Annotated in this window: 22 protein-coding genes and 1 pseudogene; 17 read left to right on the top strand and 6 right to left on the bottom strand. The window is 62.2% G+C overall.

All coding sequences use genetic code 11. The annotated features are described in order from the left end of the window. The first annotated feature begins 2 nt into the window (after positions 1–2). The 3 genes from EZI54_RS16790 (at position 3) to EZI54_RS16780 (ending at position 4,106) form a co-directional block, all read left to right on the top strand. Entirely contained in the window at positions 3–1,508 is a 1,506-nt protein-coding gene (locus EZI54_RS16790) for a sensor histidine kinase (protein WP_131483038.1), read from the top strand. Between the two features lie 76 nt (positions 1,509–1,584). Continuing rightward, positions 1,585–2,775 (top strand): peptide-methionine (R)-S-oxide reductase MsrB, encoded by a 1,191-nt coding sequence (msrB, locus tag EZI54_RS16785; protein WP_131483037.1) that lies wholly within the window; start codon positions 1,585–1,587, stop codon positions 2,773–2,775. Positions 2,776–3,113: 338 nt separating this feature from the next. Next, on the top strand, positions 3,114–4,106 hold the full coding sequence (locus EZI54_RS16780) for a DctP family TRAP transporter solute-binding subunit (RefSeq protein WP_131483036.1): 993 nt from the start codon (positions 3,114–3,116) through the stop codon (positions 4,104–4,106). A 39-nt stretch (positions 4,107–4,145) separates the two neighbouring features. Here EZI54_RS16780 and EZI54_RS16775 read toward each other — a convergent pair whose 3' ends face one another. The 5 genes from EZI54_RS16775 to EZI54_RS16755 form a co-directional block, all read right to left on the bottom strand. Next, positions 4,146–6,005: a methyl-accepting chemotaxis protein gene (locus tag EZI54_RS16775; RefSeq protein ID WP_131483035.1), complete on the bottom strand. Its 1,860-nt coding sequence runs from the start codon at positions 6,003–6,005 to the stop codon at positions 4,146–4,148. 216 nt (positions 6,006–6,221) lie between these two features. Beyond that, positions 6,222–7,532 (bottom strand): TRAP transporter large permease, encoded by a 1,311-nt coding sequence (locus tag EZI54_RS16770; protein ID WP_131483034.1) that lies wholly within the window; start codon positions 7,530–7,532, stop codon positions 6,222–6,224. Continuing rightward, on the bottom strand, positions 7,529–8,077 hold the full coding sequence (locus EZI54_RS16765) for a TRAP transporter small permease subunit (protein ID WP_123635593.1): 549 nt from the start codon (positions 8,075–8,077) through the stop codon (positions 7,529–7,531). The genes EZI54_RS16770 and EZI54_RS16765 overlap by 4 nt, the downstream gene beginning before the upstream one ends. An 80-nt stretch (positions 8,078–8,157) precedes the next feature. Then, positions 8,158–9,201 carry a TRAP transporter substrate-binding protein DctP gene (dctP, locus tag EZI54_RS16760; RefSeq protein ID WP_131483033.1) on the bottom strand — a complete coding sequence of 348 codons (1,044 nt, stop codon included), beginning with the start codon at positions 9,199–9,201 and terminating at the stop codon, positions 8,158–8,160. 151 nt (positions 9,202–9,352) lie between these two features. Continuing rightward, positions 9,353–10,810 (bottom strand): amidase, encoded by a 1,458-nt coding sequence (locus EZI54_RS16755; RefSeq protein ID WP_131483032.1) that lies wholly within the window; start codon positions 10,808–10,810, stop codon positions 9,353–9,355. A gap of 109 nt (positions 10,811–10,919) precedes the next feature. On the opposite strand from EZI54_RS16755, the gene EZI54_RS16750 reads away from it, so the two are divergent. Further along, on the top strand, positions 10,920–11,660 hold the full coding sequence (locus EZI54_RS16750; RefSeq protein WP_131483031.1) for an enoyl-CoA hydratase/isomerase family protein: 741 nt from the start codon (positions 10,920–10,922) through the stop codon (positions 11,658–11,660). 446 nt (positions 11,661–12,106) lie between these two features. Here EZI54_RS16750 and EZI54_RS16745 read toward each other — a convergent pair whose 3' ends face one another. After that, entirely contained in the window at positions 12,107–13,699 is a 1,593-nt protein-coding gene (locus tag EZI54_RS16745; RefSeq protein ID WP_131483030.1) for a class I adenylate-forming enzyme family protein, read from the bottom strand. 184 nt (positions 13,700–13,883) lie between these two features. Between EZI54_RS16745 and EZI54_RS16740 the strand changes: the two genes are divergently transcribed. The 13 genes and pseudogenes from EZI54_RS16740 to EZI54_RS25300 all read left to right on the top strand — a co-directional run bounded on the left by EZI54_RS16740 (position 13,884) and on the right by EZI54_RS25300 (position 25,659). Beyond that, a complete protein-coding gene (locus EZI54_RS16740; protein WP_123635588.1) occupies positions 13,884–14,669 on the top strand; it encodes an SDR family NAD(P)-dependent oxidoreductase in 786 nt (261 codons plus the stop codon). Continuing rightward, positions 14,669–15,112, top strand: coding sequence for a PaaI family thioesterase (locus EZI54_RS16735; protein ID WP_131483029.1), 444 nt, complete (start codon positions 14,669–14,671; stop codon positions 15,110–15,112). The genes EZI54_RS16740 and EZI54_RS16735 overlap by 1 nt, the downstream gene beginning before the upstream one ends. A 53-nt stretch (positions 15,113–15,165) precedes the next feature. Beyond that, complete coding sequence (locus EZI54_RS16730; protein ID WP_131483028.1) at positions 15,166–16,377, top strand: acyl-CoA dehydrogenase family protein; 1,212 nt, start codon at positions 15,166–15,168, stop codon at positions 16,375–16,377. A 15-nt stretch (positions 16,378–16,392) separates the two neighbouring features. After that, complete coding sequence (locus EZI54_RS16725; RefSeq protein ID WP_131483027.1) at positions 16,393–17,160, top strand: SDR family NAD(P)-dependent oxidoreductase; 768 nt, start codon at positions 16,393–16,395, stop codon at positions 17,158–17,160. A gap of 7 nt (positions 17,161–17,167) precedes the next feature. Further along, positions 17,168–18,253, top strand: coding sequence for a phosphotransferase (locus EZI54_RS16720; RefSeq protein WP_131483026.1), 1,086 nt, complete (start codon positions 17,168–17,170; stop codon positions 18,251–18,253). Then, positions 18,250–19,032 carry a 5'/3'-nucleotidase SurE gene (gene surE / locus EZI54_RS16715; RefSeq protein ID WP_131483025.1) on the top strand — a complete coding sequence of 261 codons (783 nt, stop codon included), beginning with the start codon at positions 18,250–18,252 and terminating at the stop codon, positions 19,030–19,032. The genes EZI54_RS16720 and surE overlap by 4 nt, the downstream gene beginning before the upstream one ends. A 49-nt stretch (positions 19,033–19,081) precedes the next feature. Then, positions 19,082–20,746, top strand: a complete 1,665-nt coding sequence (locus tag EZI54_RS16710; RefSeq protein ID WP_131483024.1) for a long-chain fatty acid--CoA ligase — start codon at positions 19,082–19,084, stop codon at positions 20,744–20,746. 339 nt (positions 20,747–21,085) lie between these two features. Continuing rightward, positions 21,086–21,949, top strand: coding sequence for a branched-chain amino acid ABC transporter permease (locus EZI54_RS16705; protein ID WP_131483023.1), 864 nt, complete (start codon positions 21,086–21,088; stop codon positions 21,947–21,949). A 2-nt stretch (positions 21,950–21,951) separates the two neighbouring features. Further along, positions 21,952–22,980: a branched-chain amino acid ABC transporter permease gene (locus tag EZI54_RS16700; RefSeq protein WP_131483022.1), complete on the top strand. Its 1,029-nt coding sequence runs from the start codon at positions 21,952–21,954 to the stop codon at positions 22,978–22,980. Then, positions 22,973–23,740, top strand: a complete 768-nt coding sequence (locus EZI54_RS16695) for an ABC transporter ATP-binding protein (RefSeq protein ID WP_123635579.1) — start codon at positions 22,973–22,975, stop codon at positions 23,738–23,740. Before EZI54_RS16700 ends, EZI54_RS16695 begins: the two co-directional genes overlap by 8 nt. Beyond that, the gene (locus tag EZI54_RS16690; RefSeq protein WP_131483021.1) at positions 23,727–24,434 is read left to right on the top strand and encodes an ABC transporter ATP-binding protein; all 708 of its coding nucleotides are present in this window, start codon (positions 23,727–23,729) and stop codon (positions 24,432–24,434) included. Before EZI54_RS16695 ends, EZI54_RS16690 begins: the two co-directional genes overlap by 14 nt. A gap of 81 nt (positions 24,435–24,515) precedes the next feature. Continuing rightward, positions 24,516–24,959, top strand: a pseudogene (locus EZI54_RS25305) (ABC transporter substrate-binding protein); the annotation flags it as partial. Between the two features lie 49 nt (positions 24,960–25,008). After that, a complete protein-coding gene (locus tag EZI54_RS25300; RefSeq protein ID WP_278248731.1) occupies positions 25,009–25,659 on the top strand; it encodes an ABC transporter substrate-binding protein in 651 nt (216 codons plus the stop codon). Positions 25,660–25,839 lie beyond the last annotated feature (180 nt).

The following is a 25,839-nucleotide window of genomic DNA, read 5'->3' as shown; positions in this document are numbered from 1 at the left end:
CCATGCTGAAATCGTTGTACACCCGCCTGGCGGCGGGCCTGTTCGTGCTGCTGGTGGCGGTGGGGCTGGTCTATACCGTGGTCAGTACGTTTTCCCTGAGAGAGTACTATGCCTCCGTCAATCAGGAGCTGAACCGGGATCTGGCGCGGGACCTGGTCTCCGACCGCAACCTGGTGGACGAAGGGCGCATCGATCAGTCGGCGCTGAAAAAGCTGTTCGCCCTCTACATGACGATCAACCCCAGCATCGAGATCTACCTGCTCGATCCCCAGGGCAAGATCCTGTCCTATTCCGCGGACCCGGCCAAAATCAAGCGCAATCGCGTCTCCCTGGGCCCGATCCACAAGCTGCTCGACGACAGGAAAGCGTATCCGGTGCTGGGCGATGATCCCCGCAGCCACGACCGGCAGAAAGTGTTTTCCGTCACCCCGGTGCCCTCAGCCAGCAACCTGCAGGGGTACCTCTACGTGGTCCTGCGCGGGGAGGAATACGACTCGGTGGAAATGATGGCGCGGGAAGGCCACTTCATCAGCATGAGCGCCTGGGCCATGGCGGTCAGTCTGCTGTTCGGACTGCTGGCCGGGCTCTGGGTGTTCCGTCTGCTGACTCGCCGGCTCACCCGCCTGACCCGACTGGTGGAGCAGTTCGAACAGGCCGACGGCCTGCGTCCGGATCGCCTGCGCTGGGCGGACGAACGCGGCCGGGGCCATGACGAGATCGACTATCTGGGCATGACGTTCGACCGCATGGCGGATCGCATTGCCTCCCAGATCGAACAGCTCCAGGAAAAGGACGCTTTGCGCCGGCGCCTGATCGCCCAGGTGTCCCACGATCTGCGCACGCCGCTGGCCTCGATGCAAGGTTATGTGGAAAGCCTGCGCATGAAACGCGACAGCCTGTCGCCCGATGAACAAGCCCGTTTCCTGGATATCGCTCTGGAAGAGGGGCGTCGTCTGAGCCATCTGGTGGATGAACTGTTCGAGTTGGCCGCCCTGGAAGCCCGGGAGAAACAGCCCCGGCTTGAACCCTTCGTGCCGGCTGAGCTGATCCACGACGTGGCCCAGAAGCACGGCCACGAGGCCGCCAAGCGGGACATCCGCCTGCAGGTCACCGGCTCCATGACGTTGCCCCGGGTGTTGGGGGATCTGGGGATGACCGAGCGCGTGCTGGATAACCTGATCCGCAACGCCCTCGAATACAGCCCGTCCGGGCGTGAGGTCACGCTCGATCTGGCGGCGGACGACGACTGGCTGACTGTCACCGTGTCCGATGCCGGGCCGGGCATCAGCGAAGCGGATCTGCCCCACGTCTTCGACGCCCTGTATCGCGGCGAGAACCGCGACGAGCCCGGTCATGCGGGCCTGGGCCTGGCGATTGCCAAACGCATCATGGTGCTGCAGGGCGGCCGCATCGACGTGTACAACCGCGCCGGGGGTGGTGCTGCGTTTACGATTCAGCTGCCTCTGGAATCCGCCGCCCGGGAAACCGAAGCCGTTATGAATTCGTAACATCCGGGAGAAAACCGCGTGAAATTTTCGCGCGAAAGTAGAGTCTCAACCCTTGAGACCCCATGAGGTGAGTAGCATGAAACGGACACTTGTGGCCGCCCTGTTGATCCTGCTGGCCAGTCTGGCCGGGCTGCAGGTCAGCATGGCGGATGATGAAAAGGCGGATGGCGAATACGCGCCGAACGATCCGTCACTGAAAGTGGCGACCTTCGCGGGTGGCTGCTTCTGGTGTGTTGAAGCCGGTTTCGAGAAGATTCCCGGCGTGGTCGAGGCCGTCTCCGGCTATACCGGTGGGGACAAGGAAAATCCCACTTATGAGGAAGTCTCTTCCGGCACCACCGGGCACACGGAATCGGTCCAGGTCTACTACGATCCGAAGAAGATCACGTACGAGGGGCTGCTCCAGGGCTTCTTCCGATTTATGGATCCGACCGACGCCAAAGGCCAGTTTGTCGACCGCGGCAACCAGTACCGTCCGGCGATCTTCTATCACAATGCCGAGCAGAAACGGCTGGCCGAAGCCGCGGTCAAGGCGTTGGACGAGTCCGGCCGCTATGACAAGCCGGTGGTGATCGAAATCACGCCCTTCAGTACCTTCTACGTGGCGGAAAAATACCATCAGGATTACTACAAGAAGAATCCGGTCCGCTACAAGTTCTATACCTTCAACTCCGGCCGTTACCAGTTTATCGACCGGGTCTGGGGCGAGGACCAGAAAGTCGACTGGTCGAAGTACCGCCCGGATAACATGGCGGCCGGCGGTGAAGATCAGGCGAAAGCCGGTGCCGATAGCCTGGGCTTCAAGGAAGCCAGCTTCGTCAAGCCGAGCGACAAGAAGTTGAAGTCGACGCTGACGCCCATGCAGTACAAGGTGACCCAGGAGGACGGCACCGAACCGGCGTTCGATAACGCCTACTGGGACAACAAGAAAGAAGGGATCTATGTGGATGTGGTCTCCGGCGAGCCCCTGTTCTCCTCGGCGGACAAGTACAAATCGGGCACGGGCTGGCCGAGTTTCACTCAGCCGATCGAGCCCAACGCGGTGGTGGAAAAAGAGGACAAGTCCTTCTTCATGACCCGCACTGAAATCCGCAGCCGTGTGGCGGACTCCCATCTGGGGCACGTCTTCAAGGATGGCCCGCAACCCACCGGATTGCGTTACTGCATGAACTCGGCGGCCCTGCGATTCATTCCCAAGGATCAGATGGCGGCGGCCGGCTACGGCGAGTATCTCGACAAGGTTGGCCCGCCCCACGGCAAGATGTAGTTGCTCCCTGATCAATCCGTTCGCGAATGGGTGGGTTTCCACCCATTTGCTTCCCCCGCTCAGGCACCGCTTGTTCGCTCGCTTTCCGGAACGCTCGACTTTTCCATGGCTCCAAATAATGGGTGAATGTTCGCCCATCAATACGGGGGAATGGGTGAATAGTTACCCATTCCAGCCGGTTGCACGTGTCCGTTTGTTGCTGAATGAATCCATCACGTAACGCAACGGTTGCCCGGGGCGGTTAAAGCCGCTGTTCCTGTGACTGGTCTCACAATTGCTACCGATTAGAAGCCTTTTGGCAGTCCCGATAAAAAGAAACAAGACTCAGGAGCAAATTGATGACACGGATTTTCCCCCGGATGGCGCTGGCGATTCTGCTGGCGCTGCCTCTCGCCCTGTCGGCTGAACCCCGCACGCTCGTCTTTTCCCATGTCGTGAGCCCGGATACCCCCAAGGGCAAGATGGCGGAGATGTTCAAGAAGATTGTCGAGCGCAAGATGGGCGATCGGTTTCGCATCGAGATCCACCCCAACGGCACCCTGATGGACGACAACGAGGCGGTCAGTGCGATTGCCGACGGTCGCATCCAGTTTGCGGCGCCGTCGGTCTCCAAGTTCGATGCCTACACCCAGAAACTGAAAGTCTTCGATCTCCCGTTCCTGTTCCCCAATATGGACGCGGTCGAGCAATTCCAGCAGAGCGCCACCGGCCAATCCCTGCTGACGAGCATGACGCAGGAAGGCATTGTCGGTCTGGGCTATCTGCATAACGGGCTCAAGCAGCTGTCCGCCAACAAACCGTTCCGTGAGCCGGGCGACCTGGCGGGCCTGCGCTTTCGCATCATGAATTCCGACGTGCTGAAAAAACAGTTCGAAACCATCAATGCCATACCGGTCCCGATGGCGTTCTCCGACGTGTATCAGGCGCTGGCGGATGACCGGATCCAGGGGCAGGAAAACACCTGGTCCAACATCTACTCGAAACGCTTTTACGAATACCAGCCCTACATCATGGAATCCAACCACGGTGTGCTGGATTACATGGTGATCACCAACGCGACCTTCTGGCAGAGCCTGACCGACGACGAGCGTCGCCACTTCAGTTATGCCATGAGCAACGCGCTGGGCTACGGCAATGCGGTGGCCAAGGCCAAGAGCATGAACGATCGTGAAGCGCTGAAGAACGCCCGTGGCGTCACCCTGGTGAAGCCGACACCCCAGGAACTGTCCGACTGGCAGGCGGCGATGAAGCCGTTGTGGCAGGAGTATGCGTCTGCGGTGGGAGAGAAAACATTGCAGGCAGCGGAACAGGCGGCTGCGCGTACCAACTGATCAACGTTGGCCGGCCCGTGGGGCCGGCCGCCATCCTGCCTACTGTACGCTGAACTGCGCCACCTGACGGCGCAGGTTCTCGCCCAACTGCGCGAGCTCCGTTGAGGACGACGCCACCTGGGTGGCCGCCGTGGCGGACTGGTCGCTGATGTCCCGGATGCTCGTGACGTTGTGGTTGATGTCCTCGGCCACCGACGACTGTTCTTCCGCCGCCGTGGCGATCTGACTGTTGAGCTGGCGGATCTGTTCCACCGCGCTGGCAATCGCTTCAATGGTCTGGCCGGTGGTGCGTGCGCTGTCCAGGGTCTGCCCGGCCAGGCGGGTGCCGGATTCCATGGCCGTCACGGAACTCTCTGCGCTGCTGACCAGATTGGTGATCAGCGTCTCGATCTCCGTCGCCGAGCTCTGCGTGCGCTGGGCCAGGGAGCGTACTTCGTCCGCGACCACCGCAAAACCGCGCCCCTGTTCGCCGGCACGGGCTGCTTCGATCGCCGCGTTCAGCGCCAGCAGATTGGTCTGTTCCGCCACCGACTTGATGACGTCGAGCACGGTACCGATGTTCTGGGTGTCCGCCTGCAGGCCATTGAGCTTCTGCATGACGTCCTCAACCAGTGTGTTCAGTTCGCTGACGTAAGCCAGGGTTTCGCCCACCGCGGTTTCCCCGTCGGTGGCGGTCTGGCTGGCCTGGTTCGCGGCGGAGAAGGCTTCCTCCGCGCTGCGCGCCACTTCGCTGACGGTGGCCACCATTTCATTCATGGCGGTGGCGACCTGGTCGGTCTGATCGCGCTGCTGGGTCATGCCCAGGCTGGTTTGTTCGGTGACCGTGGACAGTTCGCCTGTTGAAGCGGCGATGTCGTTGGAGCCCTGGTCAATGCCCTGCACCAACGCGCGCAGGTTCGTGACCATGCCGCCCAGGGCGCTGAGCAGTTGTCCCAGCTCGTCCTTGCGGTTGCTGCTGACCTGCTGGCGCAGGTCGCCGGACGCCACCTTGGACGCCACATCCACCGCTTCGCGAATCGGACGCACGATGGAGCGACCGAGCACCCAGGCCAGCCCGATGCCCATCAGGATCACGATCACCATGGTCACCGCAATCATGACGATGGCCGACTGGTGATCGCTCTTCATCTTCGCCAGCTGGTCCTGCTTCATGTCGTTGGTTGCCTGCAGGATTGAACGCGCCGTATCGATCATGTCCTGCTCGAGCGTGTGGGTCTTCCGAACCTGATCGACGGCACTGTGGAAACTGTCGCTGTAGGCCTGGAACAGGCCGCTGACTTCCTCTTTGACGGATTTGTCGACAAAGGAGGATTTGACGGATTTCAGGGCCCGGCTGTTCGCATCGTCAAATGCCTTGATGGCCTTGTCGTCGCCCTCGATCAGGAAATTGCGCTCACTGCGGCGCATCTGCTTGAGGGCGGCGCTGGCGACGTAGAGCTGATCTTCGGTGCTCAGGCGGCTTTCGGTTTTACGCGCGTCCATCGCCAGGGTCTTGATGGTTTCGTCCCGCGCCGCCTGGGTTGCGCCGACATCGGCCAGCAGCTCTCCGTAGTGGGCAGAGCCGTCAATGACCGTGGCGAGTCGGGCCTGGTCGGTGCTGTTGCTCACCTGATGACTCAGGGATTCGGCCATCTGGCCGGCCGCGGCGCTTTGCTTTCGGGCTTTGGCCAGGTCGTCGTCGGCGGCTTCCATCAGGAAGGATTTCTCCGCCAGACGGGCCTGCAACAGGTTGGTTTCCATGGCGCCGACCAGGCCCACCACATCACCGCGATCGGCGTAGTTGTCCAGGGCGGTGAGGCCGATTGAGCCGGTAATAACCGAGAGGATGATCAGGATCGCAAAGCCGATACCGAGTTTGCGTCCAATCGAGAGGGACGTGAAAAACTGGGGCAGTCGCATGATGAACTTCCTGGAATGGGGCGTCATCGAGCGTGGGGCTGCTCTGAAGCGCTAGCGTTTTTGGTTATAGGTCGTTTGATTCATAGTGTGATCGGAGTATCACTATTTAAGTTTGAAAATTGAACAGAATCAATGAGTCATGCGTAACAGAATGCTACCGCAAATCCGGCGTTGAGCCGCCGCTGCCGGTGGCAACAGCGGCTCAACGGTCGCGGCTCAGAAGAACAGGTCCGGCAGGTAGGTGGCGATATCCGGGAACACCATGATGATCCCCATGCCCAACACCTGAACCAGTACGAACGGAATGATCGACTTGTAGATGTCCTGCATGGTGATGCTCGGCGGCACCACGCCTTTCAGGTAGAACAGGTTGAAGCCGAACGGCGGTGTCATGTAGCCGATTTCCATATTGATCACGAACAGGATGCCGAACCAGATCGGATCGAAGCCCAGACCTTCCACGATGGGCATGAACACCGGCAACGTGATCAGCATGATGCCCACCGGATCCAGCACCATGGCCAGCAGGAAGACAATCAGCATCATCGACAGGATGACGCCCCAGGGACCGCCCGGGATCATTTCCATCAGGCCTTCGATCAGCTCCTGCGCGCCCATGCTCTGGTAGGCGGCACTGAACGCGTGGGCCGCGAACAGGATCCACATGATCATGCCGGTCAGCTTGAACGTGCGAATCGCCGCCTCGTGCATGAGTGACCAGGTGAACTTGCGGTAGACCATAGCGGAGATCAGCGCGCCCAGCACGCCCACAGCAGCGGCCTCCGTCGGCGTGGTGATCCCGCCGATGATGGAGCCGAGCACCATCACCACAATGGCGATCGGCAGGATGACCGCCCGCAGGGCGCGGAACTTCTCGCCCCAACTCGCCCGCTCTTCCGGCGGCAGGGCCGGCGCCAGGTGCGGCTGCAGGTAGCAGCGGATGATGATGTAGGCCGTGGTCAGCACCATCAGCAGGACGCCCGGCAGGATACCCGCCGCAAACATCTTGCCCACGGACACGCCGGTGATCAGCGAGTACAGGATCATCAGAATGCTGGGTGGAATCAGGATGCCCCAACCGCCGCCGGTATTGATGCAGCCCAGCGCCATGTTCTTGTCGTAGCCCCGTTCCAGCATTGATGGCAGCGCGATGGTGCCCATGGCCACCACGGCCGCGCCACTGATGCCACACATGGCGGCAAACAGCGCACAGATCCCCAGCGTACCGATGGCCAGGCCACCGCGAACGCCGCCCCACCACAGGTGCATCATGCGGTAGAGGTCATTGGCGACGCCGGTGCGTTCCAGGATCATCGCCATGAAGACGAACAGGGGAATCGCCACCAGGGTGAAACTCTCCATGGTGCTCCAGATCTGCGAAGCCACCATAAAGAAGGAGTCGAAACCCCAGGTGAAATAGAGGAAGACGACGGACACGCCGCCCAGGACAAAGGTCAGCGGCAGGCCGAGGACCAGGAAGAACAGCAGCGCGCCGAAAAACAGCAGGGTCAGGACTTCAATGCTCACAACACGTCTCCCTGCTCGTCATCGGTCTCGGAAGGTTTGTAGTAATCCAGGTCCAGGGCAATGGCGATGTCCTGCAGCAGCTTGACCACGCCCTGCAGGATCAGCAGGCCAGTGCCCAGGGGAATCGCCACCTTCACCGGCCAGATCGGCGGGTTCCAGGCGGAATAGGTGGTTTCGAAACTGGCCACGGATTCACTGGCCATGTCGTAACCGAAGTAGAACAGCGCCAGGGTGAAGGCGAAAAACATGGTGGACGTGAAGATGTCGAGCCCGGCCTGGACCCGCGGGCCCAGATGGGAATAGAGGAGATCGACATTCACGTGCCCCCGGTGGGCCATGATGTAGCCGCCGGACATAACGGCGTAGACACCAAACAGCATCTGGGTCAGTTCGTTGGTCCAGACGGTGGGTGAGCCGAGCAGGTAGCGGAAGCCGACCTCAAGGAGCAGGAAGGCAAACATGGCAAAGACGAGCAGGGAAACCCAGCGCCCAATGAAATCATTGAGTCGGGTGACCCCATTCATGAATGCGGTCAGCGCACGCATGGTGTCCTCCGGGGGAATATCGGGTCTTCAGGAACGGGAAAAACCGGCGAGCGGGGCCCGCCGGTCTGTGTTGACGGGTGTTACAGGTAACCCAGCTGACGCAGGTAGTCTTTCAGCATAGCCAGTGCTTTCTTGGAGCGCTCGCTACGCTCGCCTTCCTCGTCCCACATTTTCTGAGCGACCTGGGTCAGGCGCTTCTGGACGTCGTCCGGCAGGGTGTTGACCTGGACACCTTCTTCTTTCTCGGCCTTGGCCAGGGCCAGCTGCTCTTTGTACTGGTACTCGTTGGTGCGGAACCAGAATTCTTCTTCCAGCGCCTGCTTCACAACGTTCTGCAGGTCCTCAGGCAGCTTGTCCAGAGCCTTCTGGCTGACGATGATGACGTCGGTGCCGGCGATGTTCAGGGCCGGCTTCACGTGGTATTTGGCCACTTCATACAGACCCATGGAGTACGCACCCTGGGCCGCGCCCCAGTGAGCACCGTCGACCACGCCACTGTCCAGGGCCGGGTAGAGTTCGCTGCCCGGAATATAGGACGCGGCGGCACCGGCCTCGGTCAGGAATTTCTGCAGGGCACCGGAGGAGCGCAGCTTCAGGGACGTGAAATCATCCCAGCTCTTGATCGGCTTCTTGACCACCATCTCGGTCGGGTAAACTTTGTCGGTAGCCCAGTAAACGCCATATTGAGCGGCTTCATCACGCAGCATCTGCTCGAAGCCGAGGCCCTTGTGGAAGTAGGCCGCTTCCCACACGTGACGGAAGGCAAACGGCAGACCGGAGGCGATGCCAGCCAGGGTCATCTTGTCCTGGGCGTAGGACGGGGAAATGGTGCCCATTTCCAGGATGCCGCGGCTGACCGCGTCGAAAGTCTGCTTGGCCTTGAACAGCGCGCCGGCTTCGTAAAGCTTGAGCTCCAGGCGGCCGTCGCTGCGCTCTTCGATGACACGCTTGATGCGCTCCAGGCTGTCGGTGTAGGAACTGCTGGAACCCGGCCAGTGAGACTGTACCTTCCAGGTGATGGTGTCGGCAGCAGCGGCGCTGCCACTGAACAACACGCCCAGGCTCAGGGTGGCCGCTGACGCGAACACCGTCAGTTGCTTGCGGAACAGGGTTAGCGATGGCATGACGTGACCTCTTTGTTGTTGTGTCATTCGTTATGTTTCGCTCTGCGGTACTTGTGACTGCAGAATGAATCTTTGTTTTCCGAATTTATCATACGCATCACGTTTTGCAATAGGACGCGGGTGGAATCTTCCCGCGTCCCGGGCGCCCGACTTACAGCCGGGGGAAAGGGAGGCCGTCCGGGTGCAGGTGCCGGGCCAGGAGCTGCCCGATCCGCAGCAGGTTGCGATCGCTGTAGGCCGGACCGATCAGCTGCACGGCCAGCGGCAGTCCTTCGTCAGAATAGCCCACGGGCAGGCTCAGGGCGGGCAGCCCGGAAATCGCCGCAATGCCGGCCCACACGGTCACGTCCATGTAGGGCTGGGGCTGGCCGTTGATGGTCAGGGTGCGCTCGGTGGCGGCGGTCTCCTGATCGTGCCTGAACGCCAGGGTGTTCACCACAGGGCACAGCACCGCGTCGAACGTTTCGAAGAACCGTTTCCAGCGATGCTGCAATTGGGCCCTCTGTTCGTCACCGGCCAGCCAGTCGGCGTGGGACTGCAGGGCTCCCCGGGCAAAGCGGCTGCGGTAGTCGTCGGTGTCCGGATCTTCGGTAAGCGGCTGCAGTTTCTCCCGGGTTTTCGGGCTCAGGCCGGCGCCCATGGCGGCGGCGAGCAGGTTGTAATACAGGGCATGGTTGGACTTCAGGGTCAGTTGATCCGGCCGGGCTTCCTCATCCACCCGGGCGCCTTCGGCTCGCAGCAGCTCGACGCAGGTCTGTAGCCCGCCCCGGACGCCCTGGTCGACCGGGCAGAATGCGTCGTCCAGCCAGGCCGCCACGCGCAGGTCGGCCAACCGCTCGGTGGAGGGCCCGGGCAGTTCGAGTCGCCAGGCCGGGGCTTCCGCCTCATCCGGTCCTGCCAGCAGCGCCAGGGCCTGGTCCAGGTCTTCCAGGTGACGGCCCATCGGCCCGGCGACGGCGATATCCCGCTTGCCGCGACTGCCGGGCGTGCCCGGTACATGGCCCCGTGTCGGGACGATACCGTAGGTGGTCTTCAGCCCGTAGATGCCGCAGAACGCCGCGGGCGTGCGGATGGATCCGCCAATATCGCTGCCCAGCTCCAGCGGGGTCAGGCCGGCGGCCAGTGCCGCGGCGGCGCCGCCGGAGGAGCCGCCGGGTGTGCGGCTCGTGTCCCACGGGTTGTTGCTGGTGCCGTAGATGCTGTTGAAGCTTTGCAGGTCGCCCGCCAGTTCCGGCACGTTGGTCTTGCCCAGGATGATGGCGCCTGCCGCACGCAGCCGTTCCACAGCCGGAGCCGTACGGGGCGATACGTGGTCGCGCAGCTTCTCGAAGCCGGCGGTGGTGGGCCAGCCCTCGATCTCGAAGGTCTCCTTGATGGTCATGGGTACCCCATGCAGCGGCCCCCAGCTTTCACCCCGCTCGGCCGCGGCATCGGCGGCCTCCGCCTGTTTGCGGGCCTCGTCGGCGCGCAGCACGACGATGGCGTTCAGGCCGGGATTGAAACGCTCGATGCGAGCCAGGAAATGATCGAGGACGGCGATGGCGGTAAACGTTCGGCTGCGGATGCCCTCCGCCAGGGCAAAGCTGCTCATCTCGTGGAATGGGGGCATGGGTCGGCTCCTTGTTGTTGTCGTCCACAAACATAGAATAAATTGTATTTTTGTGAAACAGTATTTCGCAAAATGAGCGAGCCATGCCCTGACAATGAGGAGAACCGGCATGATCGAAGTGACCCGCGAACCCGGCATCACCCGGCTGACCCTTCGTCGCCCGGAGAAAAAGAATGCGCTGACCCGCGCCATGTACGACTCCCTGTCCAACGCGGTAGAGGCCGCCGCCGCGGACGAGAGTATCCATGCCATTGTCATCACCGGCTGCGACGGCCTGTTCACCGCCGGCAACGACCTGGACGATTTCCGTGCCCGGGCGACCGATCCGGATCCCAAACCGTCGGCGGGTCTGGCGTTCATCGAGCGACTGATGCGTTGCGATACGCCGGTGATTGCCGCCGTGGAAGGCATTGCCATCGGCATTGGCACCACCCTTCTGTTTCACTGCGACATGGTGATCGCGGCTGCCTCGGCCCGTTTTCGCACGCCGTTCGTCGACTTGGGCCTCTCGCCGGAGGCCGCCTCGACAGTGATGGGCCCGCTGCGCATGGGTTACCGCCGCGCGACGGATCTGCTGGTGTTTGGCGAGACGCTGGATGGCAAGGCCGCCGTGGAAGCCGGACTGGCCACCGGTTGTGTGCCGGACGGCGAGGCCGAAGCCGTGGCCCTGACCGAGGCCCGTAAGCTGGTGGACAAGCCCCGGGACGCCTTGCGGGCCAGCAAGCGGCTGATGCATGCCCCCTGGGAAGACCAGGCATTCGCGGCCCTGGAGCGGGAACGCGATGTGTTTGCCGGGCGGCTGCGGTCGGATGAATGTCGGGCGGTTCTGGACCGGATGGGGAAGCGATAACCCCCGAAGTTTAATAGCAATGTAGCAGACGCTTCAGCTTCTGAGCCGCCCAAAGGGCGGCCATTGACGCTCCGAATTTGAGGCGTATGCCCATTGGGGCATCGTAGAATGCACTCAAAACACACATCGGGAGTCTGAAACCAATGGGTACCATCGCTTCCGTCGCCTAAGAGGGCCGTCCATGGCCGCTGATGCGACGAGGACATCCTGTCCTCTGCTCCAGCGATGGCACCCATTGGTTTCGATCAGGCTTTCTTGCCATACCCTCATCCAACTTTTGGGATGCCTATGCTTGGAATAGGGATGAGGTTAGCGATGAGCATGTAGCCGACGCTTTAGCTTCGGAGGGCCCGTCAGGGCCCTTTTGTTGACGTTACGTCTGGGGCAGGAAGGCCGCCCGTTGGGCGGCTCAGAAGCTGAAGCATCTGCTACATGTGTGTGGGGGATCACTGCTTCCAGTAGGGCGCCCGCAGTTCCCGTTTGAGCACTTTGCCGATGGTGCTGCGGGGCAGCTCATCGCGGAATTCGATGCCGGCCAGCCGTTGCGATTTACCCTGCCTGGCGTTGGCCCATTCCAGCAGCTCGCTTTCAGTCAGGCTCTCGCCCACCTTGCGCACCACCAGTCCCAGTGGCGTTTCGCCCCAGTGCTCACTGGGGATGCCGATGACCGCGGCATCCGCCACGGCGGGGTGTTCCAGAAGGACCTTTTCCAGGTCCACCGCATAGATGTTGAAGCCACCGGAGATGATCATGTCCTTGCGGCGGTCGAGGATATAAAGGAAGTCGTCGGCGTCGAGCCGGCCCATATCGCCGCTGCGGTAGAAACTCAGACCCTCCGGGCTGGTCCAGAGCATGGCGTCGGTCTGCTCCTGGCGATGGTAGTAGCCGCGCATCATCGCGCCGGCCCGGCCCACGATTTCGCCGATCTCGCCCTGGGGTAGCTCATGCCCGTCTTCGTCGATGATCCGCACTTCGGCACCTTCGGTGGGCTGGCCCACGGAATCCCACTTATCCGGGAATGCACCGCAGTCGAGGCTGGTGGAGATGCCACCCTCGGTCAGCCCATAGACCTCACGGATATTGCCCGGCCAGCGTTTCATGGCCTGTCCGATAACGTCGGCCCGTAACGGTGCGCTGGTGGACAGCTTCAGCTGGAAGCTCGACAGGTCGAAACGGTCGAAGTCCGGCTCCGCCAGGATTCGCTGATACTGCACCGGCACCAGCATGGCGTGGGTCACCCGGTGCTGCTCCGCCAGTTCCAGGAACCGGTGGGCGTTGAATTTGCCCATCAGCACCAGCGTGCCCCCGTGGAACAGGGTGGGCAGGGCGGAGACCAGCGTGGTGTTGGAATACAGCGGGGTGGACACCAGGTTGATGGCCTCGCTGTTCAGCCCGTAGCTTCCCATGCGCCGCATCTGACGGTAGCGGAACCGATGGTCATGGAGGATGCCTTTGGGTGTGCCGGTGGTGCCGGAGCTGTAGATGATGTTGAACGGATCATCCAGCGACAGCGGGGCCGGGTTGGCGGTGTCGTCAATGTCGCCCAGCCAGCTGTCGAGCGTTACAGCATTGTCAGACGGTGCGTAGTCGATGCCAATCCGCAGGTCGGCCGTGACGTTTGCGAGCTGATCGCGAATCTCGTCATATAAAGACGCGTTCTTCTGTGAAACGAACAGGAAGCGGGCGTCGCAGTCGTTCACCATCAGTGCCAGCGTTTCGCCGCTCGCCATGCCCGACAGCGGCACCATGCAGCCACCTGCGGTCAGCACACCCAGATACAGCATCATGTAGTCGGCGCTGTTCTCCGAAAGACCCGCAACCGTGTCGCCGGTTTTCAGTCCGGACGCGCGCAGCCGGTTGGCCATGCGGTTCACGCGGGACACCAGGCCGGCCCAGTCGGTGTCGCCTTTCTCGTCGATCAGGGCGATTTTGTCGGGTTGGGTGCGGGCGAAGGTCTGGATCTGTTCCCCGATAGGCAGGAGGGTTTCGTCGGCTACCAGCGGGGCATGTTGGGGCATGCTTTTCACATAGTCGTTCATTTTGACACTCATGATGATTGTTGTGTTTTAACTAGTGAAATTAACTTCCGAATATATTGACTCAAAAGTGTCAGGCGTGACAAATTAAAACCCGAATTCCTATTTGCGGTTCCCGGCTTCGTGATCTGGCACAGCTGGGAGGCCCTTTATAAGGGTGACCAAGAACAACAAAAGGAGCATCCGCATGATGCGTTTCAAGAGACGGGTGGCGATGGTCACCGGCGCGGGTAGCGGTATCGGACGAGCCACGGCCCTGCGACTGGCGCGGGAAGGAGCTTACCTGGTTTTGGTGGATCAGGCCGAAGCCGGGTTGATGGAAACCACCAGCGCTCTGCCGGAAGGTACCGAGTACCTGCGCAAAGTCATGGATGTGTCCGACGAGGCGGCTGTCGAGGCGCTGGTCAAAGACACCATCAAGCGCTGGGGGCAGATCGACGTCCTCTGCAACAACGCTGGCGTGGCGGGTTCGCACCCGCCGATCACCGACCAGAATCGCGACGAGTGGGAGCGCATCCTGGGGGTGAACCTGATCGGGCCGATGCTCTTCATCAAGCATGTGGCACCGCACATGCAGTCCCGCCGTCTGGGCAGCATCGTCAATACGGCATCCGTAGCGGGGATCCGCTCCGGCGCGGGCGGCAATGCCTATAGCGCGTCCAAAGCCGGCGTGATCAACCTGACCCAGACTGCTGCCTGCGACCTCGGTGGCGACAACGTCCGCGTCAATGCGGTGTGCCCGGGCCTGATCGAAACCGGCATGACCCAGCCCATCTTCGATTACGCCCGCGCCAACGAGAAAGCCCACAAGCTGGGCGCGCGCTGTGAACTGCGACGCTACGGCAACCCCGAGGAAATCGCCGCCGCCATCCTGTTCCTGGCCAGCGACGATGCCAGCTACATCACCGGGCAGGCGCTGCCCGTGGACGGAGGCAATACCGCCTCCCTGAATCTGCCGGGAATGAAAGTCTGATGTCTGACGTCACCACCCCTGAATATCTGGATAGCAAGGATCTGCCGGGTTTCCACAAGGTGCTCGGCTATGAGCAGGCCTCCTGGGAAGAAAACGAAGCGGTGATCACTGTAAAGCTGCAGCCGCATCACCTGAATCTGGCCGGCGTCATCCACGGCGGGGTGCTGACCTCGCTGCTGGATATCGCCCTGGCCCAGGCCGGTACCTATTGCCCGTATCCCGGTCGCATGCGCAAGGCCATTACCCTGTCGCTGACCACGTCGTTCACCGGTCAGTGCAGCGGCGGCACCATCACCGTCACCGGCACCAAGCGTGCCGGCGGCAGCCGCATTTTCAACAGTACCGGCGAAGTCCGCGATGACCAGGGCAACCTGCTGGCCATCGGCGAAGGCACGTTCCGTATCCGTTCCGGCAGTGAATCACCGGAAGGCGTGCCCATCTGACGGCGTCACCACCCCTGAACTGCCCCAACAACGACAGCAAGAGGCACAACGACATGTTTGAACTTTCCGAGAAAGCTCAGGCTCTGCGCGAGCAAGTGCTGGCCTTTATGGACGAGCACATCTACCCGAACGAGCACCTGCACCACGAGCAGATCGAGAACGCGGAAAACCGCTGGGCGCCGACCGCGATCCTCGAGGAGCTGAAAGGCAAGGCCAAGGCCGCTGGCCTGTGGAACCTGTTCCTGCCGGAAAGCGACTACGGCGCTGGCCTGACCAACTTCGAGTACGCCCACCTGTGCGAAATCATGGGGCGCTCCCACATGGCTCCGGAAGTGTTCAACTGTTCCGCGCCGGACACCGGCAATATGGAAACCATCGCCCGTTACGGCTCGCCCGAGCAGCAGAAAGAGTGGCTGGAACCGCTGCTGGCCGGTGAGATCCGCTCCTGCTTCTCCATGACCGAGCCGGCCGTGGCCTCGTCCGACGCCACCAACATTGGCTGCGAGATTCGTCGCGAGGGCGACGAGTACGTCATCAACGGTCGCAAGTGGTGGTCCTCCGGCGCCATGACCACCACCTGCAAGATCGCCATCGTCATGGGCAAGACCGACCCGTCGGCGGAAAAGCACAAGCAACAGTCCATGATCCTGGTGCCGCTGGACACCTCGGGCGTGAAGATCATCCGTCCGTTGACCGTGTTCGGCTACGACCACGCGCCGCACGGCCACGCCGAGATCGAGTACAACAACGTCCGCGTGCCGGCCAGCAACATGCTGCTGGGCGAGGGTCGCGGTTTCGAGATCGCCCAGGGTCGTCTGGGGCCGGGCCGGATTCACCATTGCATGCGCACCATCGGCGTCGCCGAGCGCGCGCTGGAAGCCCTGTGCCAGCGGGTCAACGAGCGGGAAGCCTTCGGCAAGCCGCTGGCCCAGTTCGATTCCATCCGCAAGGACATTGCCCGCTCCCGTCTGGAGATCGAGCAGTGCCGTCTGCTGACCCTGAAAGCGGCGCACATGATGGACACCGTCGGCAACAAGGTGGCCCGTCAGGAAATCGCGATGATCAAGGTCGCCGCACCGAGCATGGCGCTGCGCATTCTGGATCGCGCGATCCAGGTCCACGGCGCCATGGGCGTGTGTCAGGACACCTTCCTGGCGGCGGCCTGGGCCCAGGTCCGTACGCTGCGTCTGGCGGACGGTCCGGATGAAGTGCATCTGGATTCGATTGCCAAACTCGAACTGCGTAATTACCCGAAAACACACTGATCAGGAGGCCCGAGCATGAGCAATCCATTGTTTGATATGACCGGCCGGGTGGCCCTGATCACCGGTTCCACCAAGGGCATCGGCCGCTCCATCGCCGAGGAGATGGCCCGCGCCGGCGCGAAAGTCGTGATTTCCAGCCGCAAGGCCGAGGTCTGCGAACAGGTCGCCGGCGAACTGAAAGAGCAGGGCTTCGAGGCGATTGCCGTGCCCTGTCACGTAGGCCGCAAGGACGACCTGCAGAACCTCGTGGACAAGACCCTGTCCACCTGGGGACGCATTGATGTGCTGGTGTGCAACGCCGCCACCAACCCGGTCTATGGCCCCACCCAGGACATGACCGACGACGCCTGGGACAAGATCATGGACACCAACGTGAAGGGCACCTTCTGGCTGACCCAGATGGTGCTGCCGCACATGGCCGAGCGCGGTGATGGGCAGGTCATCCTGCTGTCCAGCATCGCCGGCATCCGCGGCAACACCGTGATCGGTACCTACGGCGTGTCCAAGGCGGCGGAAGCGGCCCTGGCCCGTAACCTGGCGGTCGAGTGGGGGCCGAAGGGTATCCGGGTCAACGCCATCGCCCCGGGCCTGGTACGCACCGACTTCGCCAAGGCGCTGGTGGAAGATCCGGAACGGCTCAAGCGGGTGGAAGAGAAAACCCCGCTGCGTCGCATCGGCGAGCCGGTCGACATCGCCGGGCTGGCGGTCTTCCTGGCAACACCGGCCAGCGCCTACATCACCGGTCAGGTGATCGTGGCGGACGGCGGCGAAACCGCGGGGTGAGGTGACGATGTCTGTGCACGCGAATCTCGACCCGGAGCTGGTGGACGTCCTCGACGCCCACCGGTTCGACGAGCAACAACTGAAAGCCTGGCTCCGGCAGGCGATGCCGGACATCGGCGATCGGCTTGAGGTGAAACAGTTCCAGGGCGGGCAGTCCAACCCCACCTTCCTGCTGGACACCGACAGCGGGCGTTATGTCCTGCGCAAGAAGCCACCGGGCAAGACCCTGCCGTCCGCCCACATGGTGGAGCGGGAATACAAGGTCGTCCGGGCGCTGTCCGACCACACCGATGTGCCCGTGCCGCAGGCGCGGGTGCTGTGCGAGGACGCGTCCGTCATCGGCACACCCTTCTATATTATGGACTTCACGCCGGGCCGGGTGGTCAGTCACCCGGCGTTGCGGGCGCTGGACCGGGAAGAACGCCGGCCGGTGCACGAGGCGGCGATGGACACCCTGGCCCGGCTCCACGCGGTGGACGTGAACGCCGTCGGCCTGGGCGACTTCGGCCGTCCTGAGGGCTACGTCGCGCGCCAGGTATCCCGCTGGACCAAGCAGTACCTGGCGGCCAAGACTGACGAGATGCCGGCCATGGACAAGCTGATGGCCTGGCTGCCGGATCACCTGCCGGCCACCGACGAAACGGCCATTGCCCACGGCGACTATCGTCTCGGCAACCTGATGCTGGCCCCGGACGAACCCCGGGTGGCGGCAATCCTGGACTGGGAGCTGTCGACGCTGGGGCACCCCCTGGCGGACTTGGCCTATTACTGCCTGCCTTATCATTTGCCCATGGACCTGGAAGGTTCGCGCGGTATCGTTGGTGAGGATCTGGAAGCCCTGAACATTCCCGACGAGCAGGAAACCATCGAACGCTATTGTCGTCAGTCCGGTCGCTCCGGCATTGCCGACTGGCACGTGTTCCTGGCGTTTTCCCTGTTCCGTCTGGCGTCCATCGTCCAGGGCGTCTACGCCCGGGCCTTGCAGGGGAATGCGAGTAACGCCGATGCCCTGCAAGTGGGCAAGCGGGCGAGCATGCTGGCCGACGCCGGCTGGCGGATCGCCCAACAGGGCAACCGGGGAGTCGCGGAATGAGTGAACCCATTGTACGTCGCATCCTGATCACCAACGATGACGGCATCAACGCGCCGGGGCTGGCGGTCCTGGAAAAGATCGCCCGTCATCTGGCGGAAGAAGTCTGGGTCGTTGCCCCGGAGCACGATCGCAGTGGCGCGGGGCAGAGCATTTCCCTGCATTCACCGCTGCGGCTCTACGCCCAGGACGGCAGCGAACGCCGGTTTGCCCTGTCGGGGACGCCGGCGGACTGCGTGCTGTTTGCCATGGCGGAATGGTTCGGCGAAACGCCGCCGGACCTGGTGCTGTCGGGCGTGAACTGCGGCGCCAACATCAGTGACTCGGTGCAGTATTCCGGCACCGTGGGCGCGGTACTCACCGCCCAGCATATGGGGGTGCCGGCGATGGCCCTGAGTCAGGCCTTCCTGAATCGCGATGGCATTGACTGGTCGCCGGTCGAGCAACATGGCGAATCCGTGATCCGATCCTTGTGGGCGCCGGACGAGCACCCGCAGCCCTGCTGGAACATCAATTTCCCGGCCTGTGCAGCCGGGGATATCAGCGAAGTGCGCTGGGCGCGCCAGTCCAGCGGTTCCATCCAGCGCACGCGACTGCTGCCCGGCCAGGACGGGCGCAGCCTGCCCTACTGGTGGCTCAGCTTCGAGCGCAGTTCCAAGCATATTATCGCGCCGGATATGGACGTCACCGTCCTGCGCGACCAGGCCGTGGCCGTCACACCACTGCGTAGCCAGGCACCGCTGCCCGGTGGTCCGGCCGCGTTTGCCATTGAATCGGTTTAACAGACGATAGTTGGTCCGGCTGTCCGGCCGGAGAGGGGAGAACAACACTATGTTTACACGACACCACGGGGTCTGGCCGAGCGATCTGCCCAAGACCATGACGCTGCCCAACACCAGTGTGTTTACCAACCTGGCGATTTCCGCCCTGCGTTATCCGGATCACCCGGCCATCATCTACTACGACACGGTGATCACCTACCGGGAACTGCTGGATGAGGTCGAGGCCCTGGCCGGCTACCTGCAGGCGCAGGGCCTGAAGAAAGGCGACCGGGTGCTGCTGTACATGCAGAACTCGCCCCAGTATGTGATTGGTTACTACGCCATCCTGCGCGCCGATGCGGCGGTGATCCCGGTGAACCCGATGAACCGGGCCGCGGAGCTGGAGCACTACATCAGCGACACCTCAGCCGAGTTCTGTCTGGCCGGCCAGGAGCTGGCAGGCTTCATCGCGCCGCTGGTGGGCGAGACGCACCTGAAGGAAGTGGTGGTCACCGCCTACAGCCGCTACCTGCGTGAAGAAACCGACCTGAACCTGCCGCCGGAAGTGGCGGCGCCGGCCGAGCCGGTGGAAGGCACCGGCCTGACCGACTGGCAGGACGCCATCCGCGCGAACAAGGCGCCGGCGCCCCATACGGCCGGTCCCGACGACATCGCGGTGATCCCGTTCAGCTCCGGCACCACCGGTGCCCCCAAGGGCTGCACCCACGTGCATCGGGGCGTGATGGCGACTGCCGTTCACCGCGCGTTCTGGAACCTGAGCACGGCGGATACCGTGCAGCTGGCGACGCTGCCGTTCTTCCACGTGACCGGCATGACCGGGTCCATGAACAGCCCGATCTACAGTGGCTCCACCTCGGTCATCATGACCCGCTGGGACCGCAATACCGCCGCCAGACTGATCGAACGCTACCAGGTCACCGGCTGGACCAACATCGTCACCATGGCGGTGGACTTCCTGTCCAACCCGGAACTGGGTAACTACGACATCAGCAGCCTGAAGACCATCGGAGGCGGTGGCGCGGCCATGCCGGCGGCGATCGCTGACAAGCTGAAGAAACTGACCGGCCTGGACTACATCGAGGGCTACGGTCTCTCCGAAACCATGGCGGCCACCCACATCAACCCGTCCGATGCCCCCAAGGCCCAATGCCTGGGCATTCCGGTGTTCGACGTGGACTCCCGCATCATCGATGTGGAAACGCTGCAGGAGAAAGGCCCGGGTGAGGTCGGCGAGATCGTCAGCAACGGCCCTCAGGTGACCATCGGTTACTGGAACCGTCCGGCCGAAACCGAAGCGGCGTTTGTCGAGATCGATGGCAAACGGTTCTTCCGCACCGGTGACCTGGGTTACTACGACGAGGAAGGCTACTTCTTCATGGTCGACCGGGTGAAGCGGATGATCAACGCGTCCGGCTTCAAGGTGTGGCCGTCGGAAGTGGAAAGCCTGATATACCGCCATCCGGCCATCCACGAATGTTGTGTCATTTCCGCGCCCGATCCCAAGCGGGGCGAGACGGTCAAGGCGTGCATCGTGCTGACGCCGGAGGCGGAAGACACCACCACGGTCGACGACATCGTGAGCTGGTGCCGTGAGGAGATGTCCGCCTACAAGGTGCCCCAGCATGTCGAATTTGTCTCCGAGCTACCCAAGTCCCCCACTGGCAAGGTGATGTGGCGGGCACTGCAGGAGCAGGAGTGGCAAAAGGAGGCCTGACCGGGCGCTGAATGCGTCCAGAATTAGGCTCTATCCCATCCCTAAACGGGTCTTTCCCCGGAATGACCGGTTTTGCCGGCCGTTCCGGGCTATGGCCCCTTTTGCCCCGATTCAGTTTCACTATAACGGTAAAAAACTTATCAATGGTCCGCACAGTGGAATTGCATTCTGTATATTGACAGAGTTTCTGCTGAGTGTACTCTTGATAAAAGGTGAAACAAAAACTAAAACGTCTCAAAACAAAAAACCAAACCTGCGGTTCCAATTTTGATAACAACTTCCGCTGGTCAAAAAACCTGCGGCATCCAATAACAACAACTTGCCAGGAAGGAGGCTGATTTGAACCTCTTTTTCCAGAACATCGTAAACGGGCTGACACTCGGTAGCATCTACGGACTCGTGGCTCTCGGTCTGACGCTGGTCTACGGTATCCTGCATATCCCCAACTTCGCCCATGGCGCGCTCTATATGGTCGGCGCGTTCATGTCCTACTTCTTCATGGTGGATCTGGGTGTCCATTACTGGGTCGCCATGCTGGGCTCGGCCGCCGTCGTCGCGGTGCTGGCGGTTCTCTGTGAACGCCTGGTCTTCCATCCCCTGCGCCACTCGCCACCGATCCACGACAAGATCGCCGCCATCGGCATCCTGCTGTTCCTGGAAGCGGTGGTGCAGATGTTCTGGGGCGCGGATTTCCGCCGCATGTCGTCGCCGTTCACCGGCATCATGAACTTTGACGGCCTGATCATTCCCGAGCAGCGGGCCCTGATCATCGTCGGCGCCATCGTACTGGTCGTAGCGCTGCAGCTGTTCCTGCGCAAGACCATGACCGGCGCCACCATCATCGCCATGGCGCAAAGCCGGGAAGGGGCCTTCCTGGTGGGCATCGACGCCAACCGCGTGGCGATGATGACGTTCGCCATCTCCGGCATGCTGGCCGCCTTTGCCGCAACCCTCTACGCACCGATCAACCTGGTCTACCCGGCCATGGGACACGTGGTGATCATGAAAGCCTTCGTCATCATCATCCTCGGTGGCATGGGCAGCATACCCGGCGCCATCGTCGGCGGGATGATCATCGGCTTCGCCGAGGCCTTCGGCGGCTTCTACATCTCCAGCAGCTACAAGGACATCATCGCGTTCGGTCTGCTCGTGGTGATCCTGTCTGTACGTCCGCAAGGCCTGTTCGCGAAGGGGGCGCACTGATCATGTTGAAACTGGCTTCCTTTATGACCCGTCCGGCGGCGAAGTACCTGCTGATCGTGCTCGCCCTGGTGTTCCCGTTGATCGCCAGGAACGAGTACCAGGTGTACGTCATGGCGTCGGCCTTCATCTGGGCAATCGCCGTCTACGGCCTGAACATCATCACTGGTTACTGCGGCCAGCTGAACCTGGCCCACGGGGGCTTCTTTGCCCTCGGGGCCTACACCCTGGGGCTGCTGACGGGGGATTACGGCTGGAGCTTCTGGCCGGCGTTCGTCGGGGCTCTGCTGATGACGGCGTTCATCGGCTTCCTGGTGGGCGTGGTATCCCTGCGTTTGAAGGAACATTACTTCGCCATCTTCACCCTGTGCGTCGGCTTCATCATGTACATGCTGACCGACAAGTGGGAGGAACTGACCCACGGCCCGATCGGCGTACGTGACATCGCCGCGCCGCACGGCTTCGGAATCGTGGACTTCACCGAGACCACGCCCTTCTATTACCTGGTGCTGGCGTTCCTGATCTTTGCCATCTGGTTCATGGGCAAGCTGTCCCGCTCGCTGCTGGGCCGCACCTTCATGGCGATCCGCAACGGGGACGATCTGGCGCAGTCGCTCGGCATCAACCTGATGCGCAACAAGACCCTGGCGTTCGTGCTGTCCACCACCTACGCGGGGATGGCCGGAGCGCTCTACGCGGGCATGGTGCGCTTCATCGGGCCCGAGGACGGCAACATCCTCCACACCTTCGACATGATCACCTACCTGCTGGCGGGCGGTATCGGCACCCTGTCCGGTCCGCTGGTCGGCACCGTGGGCATCGTCTGGCTCACCCAGTCCCTGCAGTTCCTGGAGGAGTACCGGATGATCCTGTTCGGCCCGCTGCTGGTGGTGCTGGTCATCTTCTTCCCCCGCGGCATTGTCGGTTCGTTCCTGGGCTGGCTGCACCGCAAGACGCTGGACGCCGGTTTGCCGGCGGCCAAGCAGAAAGAGAGCCGTATCGCCACGGGTAAGGGGGTCGAGAACAATGCTTAAGATCGAGAACCTGACCAAGATGTTCGGTGGCCTGGCGGCGGTGAACGACGTGTCCGTCGAGTTCGAGGCCAACCGCATCAACGCCATCATCGGGCCCAACGGCGCCGGCAAGAGCACCTTCTTCAACCTGGTGGCCGGCACCCACAAGCCCACCTCCGGGCGCATCATCCTTGACGGTGAGGACATCACACCGCTGCGCTGCGACTACATCGCCCAGCGCGGCGTGGGCCGCACCTTCCAGACCACCAACCTGTTCGAGCAGGCCTCGGTGCTGGACAACCTGATCGTCGGCCACCGGCTGCGCACCAAGTCCGGTCTGTGGGACGTGCTGATCAACTCCAAACGCCTGCAGTGGGAGGAGAAAGCCTGCCGCGACAAGGCGCGGGAAGTGCTCGACTTCGTTGGCCTGAACCATGTGGAAAACCGGCTGATCGCGGACATCACCCAGGAAGAGCGCAAGCGCGTGGCCTTCGCCCTGGCGCTGGCCACCGATCCCAAGATCGTGCTGCTGGATGAGCCCGCCGCCGGGGTGAACCCGGAGGAGACCGAAGGGCTGGCCGACCTGATGCGCAAGATGGTCGACCACGGCCTCACGGTCTGCCTGATCGAGCACAAGATGGACATGATCATGGGCTTGGCCGACAAGATCATGGTGCTGGATCACGGCGAGAAAATCGCCGAAGGCACCCCGACGGAGATCCGGGAAAACCCGGTTGTGATCGAAGCCTACCTGGGGAGTGACGAAGATGCTGCAGCTTAGGAATGTGGATGTCTGCTACGGCAGCTTCAAGGCGCTGACCAACGTCTCGATGAGTGTCGACTCCGGCGAGCTGGTGGTGCTGCTGGGCGCCAACGGTGCCGGCAAATCGAGTCTCTTCAACGCCATCAGCGGCCTCAACAAGCCGGCCGCGGGCGAAATCGAGTTTGAGGGCAAGCGCCTGGACGGCCTCAAGCCCAGCGCGATCGTGTCGTCGGGCGTCGTGCAGTGTGCCGAAGGCCGCAAGCTGTTCCCGATGATGAGCGTCCAGCAGAACCTGATGATGGGCGCTTACGTCCATCGCCGGGACAAGGCCGGCAACCGGCAGCGCCTGGAAGAGGTGCTGGAGCTCTACCCCATCCTGCGGGAGAAGGCGGACCAGCCGGCGGGCTCCCTGTCCGGCGGCCAGCAGCAGATGGTGGCCATCGGCCGCGCGCTGATGAGCCGTCCGCGCCTGCTGATGCTGGACGAGCCCTCGCTCGGCCTGGCGCCGCTGATCGTGCGCCAGATGTTCGAAACCATCCAGAAAATCAATCGCCTCGGCACCACCGTGCTGCTGGCGGAACAGAATGCGTTTGCCGCCCTGAAGATTGCCACCCGGGCCTACGTGATGGAGAACGGCCAACTGGTCATGGAAGGCGACCGGGACACCATGTTGGGCAATGAAGAGGTGCGCAAGGCATACATCGGCGCCTAGTGTGCCGACGACACAACGTGATCTACCTGGACAAGCGATAAATCCAACAACAAGACAGACGCAATACCCTAGGAGAAAACAATGAAAATGCTGAAAACTCTTGGTCGTGCGGTCGCAGTCGCGGCACTGGGTGCGGGTCTCTCCACCGGTGCCATGGCGGAATCCACCGTCAACATCGGCTTTACCGGCCCGCTCAGTGGCGGTGCCGCCCTGTACGGTGAGAACGTCCTGTCCGGCCTGCGCATGGCCGCGGGTGAAATCAACGACAACGGCGGTTTCAAGATCAACGGGGAAACTTACAAGGTCAATCTGATCTCCCTAGACGATCGCTATTCCCCGGCCCAGGCGGCGACCAACGCCAAGCGCCTGAAGCAGGAATCCAACGTGCCGGCCATCTTCGTGCCGCACTCCGGTGGCGTCTTCGCGCTGCAGGACTTCAACGAGAAAGACGACTTCATGGTGATGGCGTACACCAGTGTCCCGACGGTTACCGAGAAGGGCAACAGCCTGACCATCCGGATTCCGCCGACCTTCGACGGCTACGTCCGGGCATTCAGCAGCTATGCCCTGAAGCATGAAGGCAAGGGGTGGCGCAACCCACGAGTACGCCAAGATCTGGGCCAAGATGATCAAGAACGAGTGGGAGTCCAGGGGTGGCGAAGTGGTGGCCGAGAATGCCATGGACTACAACAAGTCCGCCGATTTCTACACCGGGGTCAGCCGCCTGGTGGCGTCCCAGCCGGACGTGATGTTCGTTGGCGGCGCTTCCGAGCCGACCGGCCTGGTGGTGCAGCAGGCGCGTCAGCTGGGTTTCCAGGGTGGCTTCATCGTCATGGATCAGGCCAAGTTGGATGAGATGGCCGACGTGGCCGGCGGTGTCGACCAACTGGAAGGCGCTATCGGCGTGGTGCCGCTGTCGATCTACGGCACCGACGCGGCGAACGACTTCATCAAGCGCTACAAGGCCGAGTACGACAAGACGCCGGGCTCTGAAGCAGCCTACAACTACTCCGCGATGTACGGTCTGGTGAAGGCCATGCAGCTGGCCGGCACGACCGATGCCAAAGCGGTTCGTGGCAAGATGAGCGAGGCCATGCAGAAGCTCAACGAGGCGCATAACCCCTATCAGGTCTCCGAAGTGACTGACAAGGGCGGCTTCGTCACTGAAACCACGCTAGCTGTGGTGGAAGACGGCAAGATCGAGCAGAAGCCGATCGAGGAGTAAGTTGCCTAAGTGAAAAAGGGGCCTTTCGTGGCCCCTTTTTTGTGGACGCTGAGCTGCGGTTGATGGGGCGGGCAGCCTTGCAGGCTGCTCCGAAGCTAAAGCGTCGGCTACACCGTTACGTTAACTCGAGTCTGTAGCAGACGCTTCAGCTTCTGAGGCGCCGCAAGGCGCCCCCGGTCG

Origin of the sequence: Marinobacter halodurans, from assembly GCF_004327985.1 — a bacterium.
Classification (GTDB): domain Bacteria; phylum Pseudomonadota; class Gammaproteobacteria; order Pseudomonadales; family Oleiphilaceae; genus Marinobacter_A; species Marinobacter_A halodurans.
Note: the sequence above shows the minus strand (reverse complement) of the source record. Positions and strands in the feature narration are given on the sequence as shown.

What these genes read in the sequence shown, in the direction of transcription:
- EZI54_RS16720 (WP_131483026.1), top strand. Translation starts at nt 17,168, where the DNA reads ATGTCTGTGCACGCGAATCTCGACCCGGAGCTGGTGGACGTCCTCGAC.
- surE (WP_131483025.1), top strand. Translation starts at nt 18,250, where the DNA reads ATGAGTGAACCCATTGTACGTCGCATCCTGATCACCAACGATGACGGC.
- EZI54_RS25300 (WP_278248731.1), top strand. Translation starts at nt 25,009, where the DNA reads ATGAAGGCAAGGGGTGGCGCAACCCACGAGTACGCCAAGATCTGGGCC.
- EZI54_RS16775 (WP_131483035.1), bottom strand. Translation starts at nt 6,005, where the DNA reads ATGCGACTGCCCCAGTTTTTCACGTCCCTCTCGATTGGACGCAAACTC.
- EZI54_RS16790 (WP_131483038.1), top strand. Translation starts at nt 3, where the DNA reads ATGCTGAAATCGTTGTACACCCGCCTGGCGGCGGGCCTGTTCGTGCTG.
- EZI54_RS16730 (WP_131483028.1), top strand. Translation starts at nt 15,166, where the DNA reads ATGTTTGAACTTTCCGAGAAAGCTCAGGCTCTGCGCGAGCAAGTGCTG.
- EZI54_RS16735 (WP_131483029.1), top strand. Translation starts at nt 14,669, where the DNA reads ATGTCTGACGTCACCACCCCTGAATATCTGGATAGCAAGGATCTGCCG.
- EZI54_RS16780 (WP_131483036.1), top strand. Translation starts at nt 3,114, where the DNA reads ATGACACGGATTTTCCCCCGGATGGCGCTGGCGATTCTGCTGGCGCTG.
- EZI54_RS16690 (WP_131483021.1), top strand. Translation starts at nt 23,727, where the DNA reads ATGCTGCAGCTTAGGAATGTGGATGTCTGCTACGGCAGCTTCAAGGCG.
- EZI54_RS16740 (WP_123635588.1), top strand. Translation starts at nt 13,884, where the DNA reads ATGATGCGTTTCAAGAGACGGGTGGCGATGGTCACCGGCGCGGGTAGC.
- EZI54_RS16725 (WP_131483027.1), top strand. Translation starts at nt 16,393, where the DNA reads ATGAGCAATCCATTGTTTGATATGACCGGCCGGGTGGCCCTGATCACC.
- EZI54_RS16695 (WP_123635579.1), top strand. Translation starts at nt 22,973, where the DNA reads ATGCTTAAGATCGAGAACCTGACCAAGATGTTCGGTGGCCTGGCGGCG.
- EZI54_RS16710 (WP_131483024.1), top strand. Translation starts at nt 19,082, where the DNA reads ATGTTTACACGACACCACGGGGTCTGGCCGAGCGATCTGCCCAAGACC.
- EZI54_RS16745 (WP_131483030.1), bottom strand. Translation starts at nt 13,699, where the DNA reads ATGAACGACTATGTGAAAAGCATGCCCCAACATGCCCCGCTGGTAGCC.
- dctP (WP_131483033.1), bottom strand. Translation starts at nt 9,201, where the DNA reads ATGCCATCGCTAACCCTGTTCCGCAAGCAACTGACGGTGTTCGCGTCA.
- EZI54_RS16700 (WP_131483022.1), top strand. Translation starts at nt 21,952, where the DNA reads ATGTTGAAACTGGCTTCCTTTATGACCCGTCCGGCGGCGAAGTACCTG.
- EZI54_RS16765 (WP_123635593.1), bottom strand. Translation starts at nt 8,077, where the DNA reads ATGCGTGCGCTGACCGCATTCATGAATGGGGTCACCCGACTCAATGAT.
- EZI54_RS16755 (WP_131483032.1), bottom strand. Translation starts at nt 10,810, where the DNA reads ATGCCCCCATTCCACGAGATGAGCAGCTTTGCCCTGGCGGAGGGCATC.
- EZI54_RS16750 (WP_131483031.1), top strand. Translation starts at nt 10,920, where the DNA reads ATGATCGAAGTGACCCGCGAACCCGGCATCACCCGGCTGACCCTTCGT.
- msrB (WP_131483037.1), top strand. Translation starts at nt 1,585, where the DNA reads ATGAAACGGACACTTGTGGCCGCCCTGTTGATCCTGCTGGCCAGTCTG.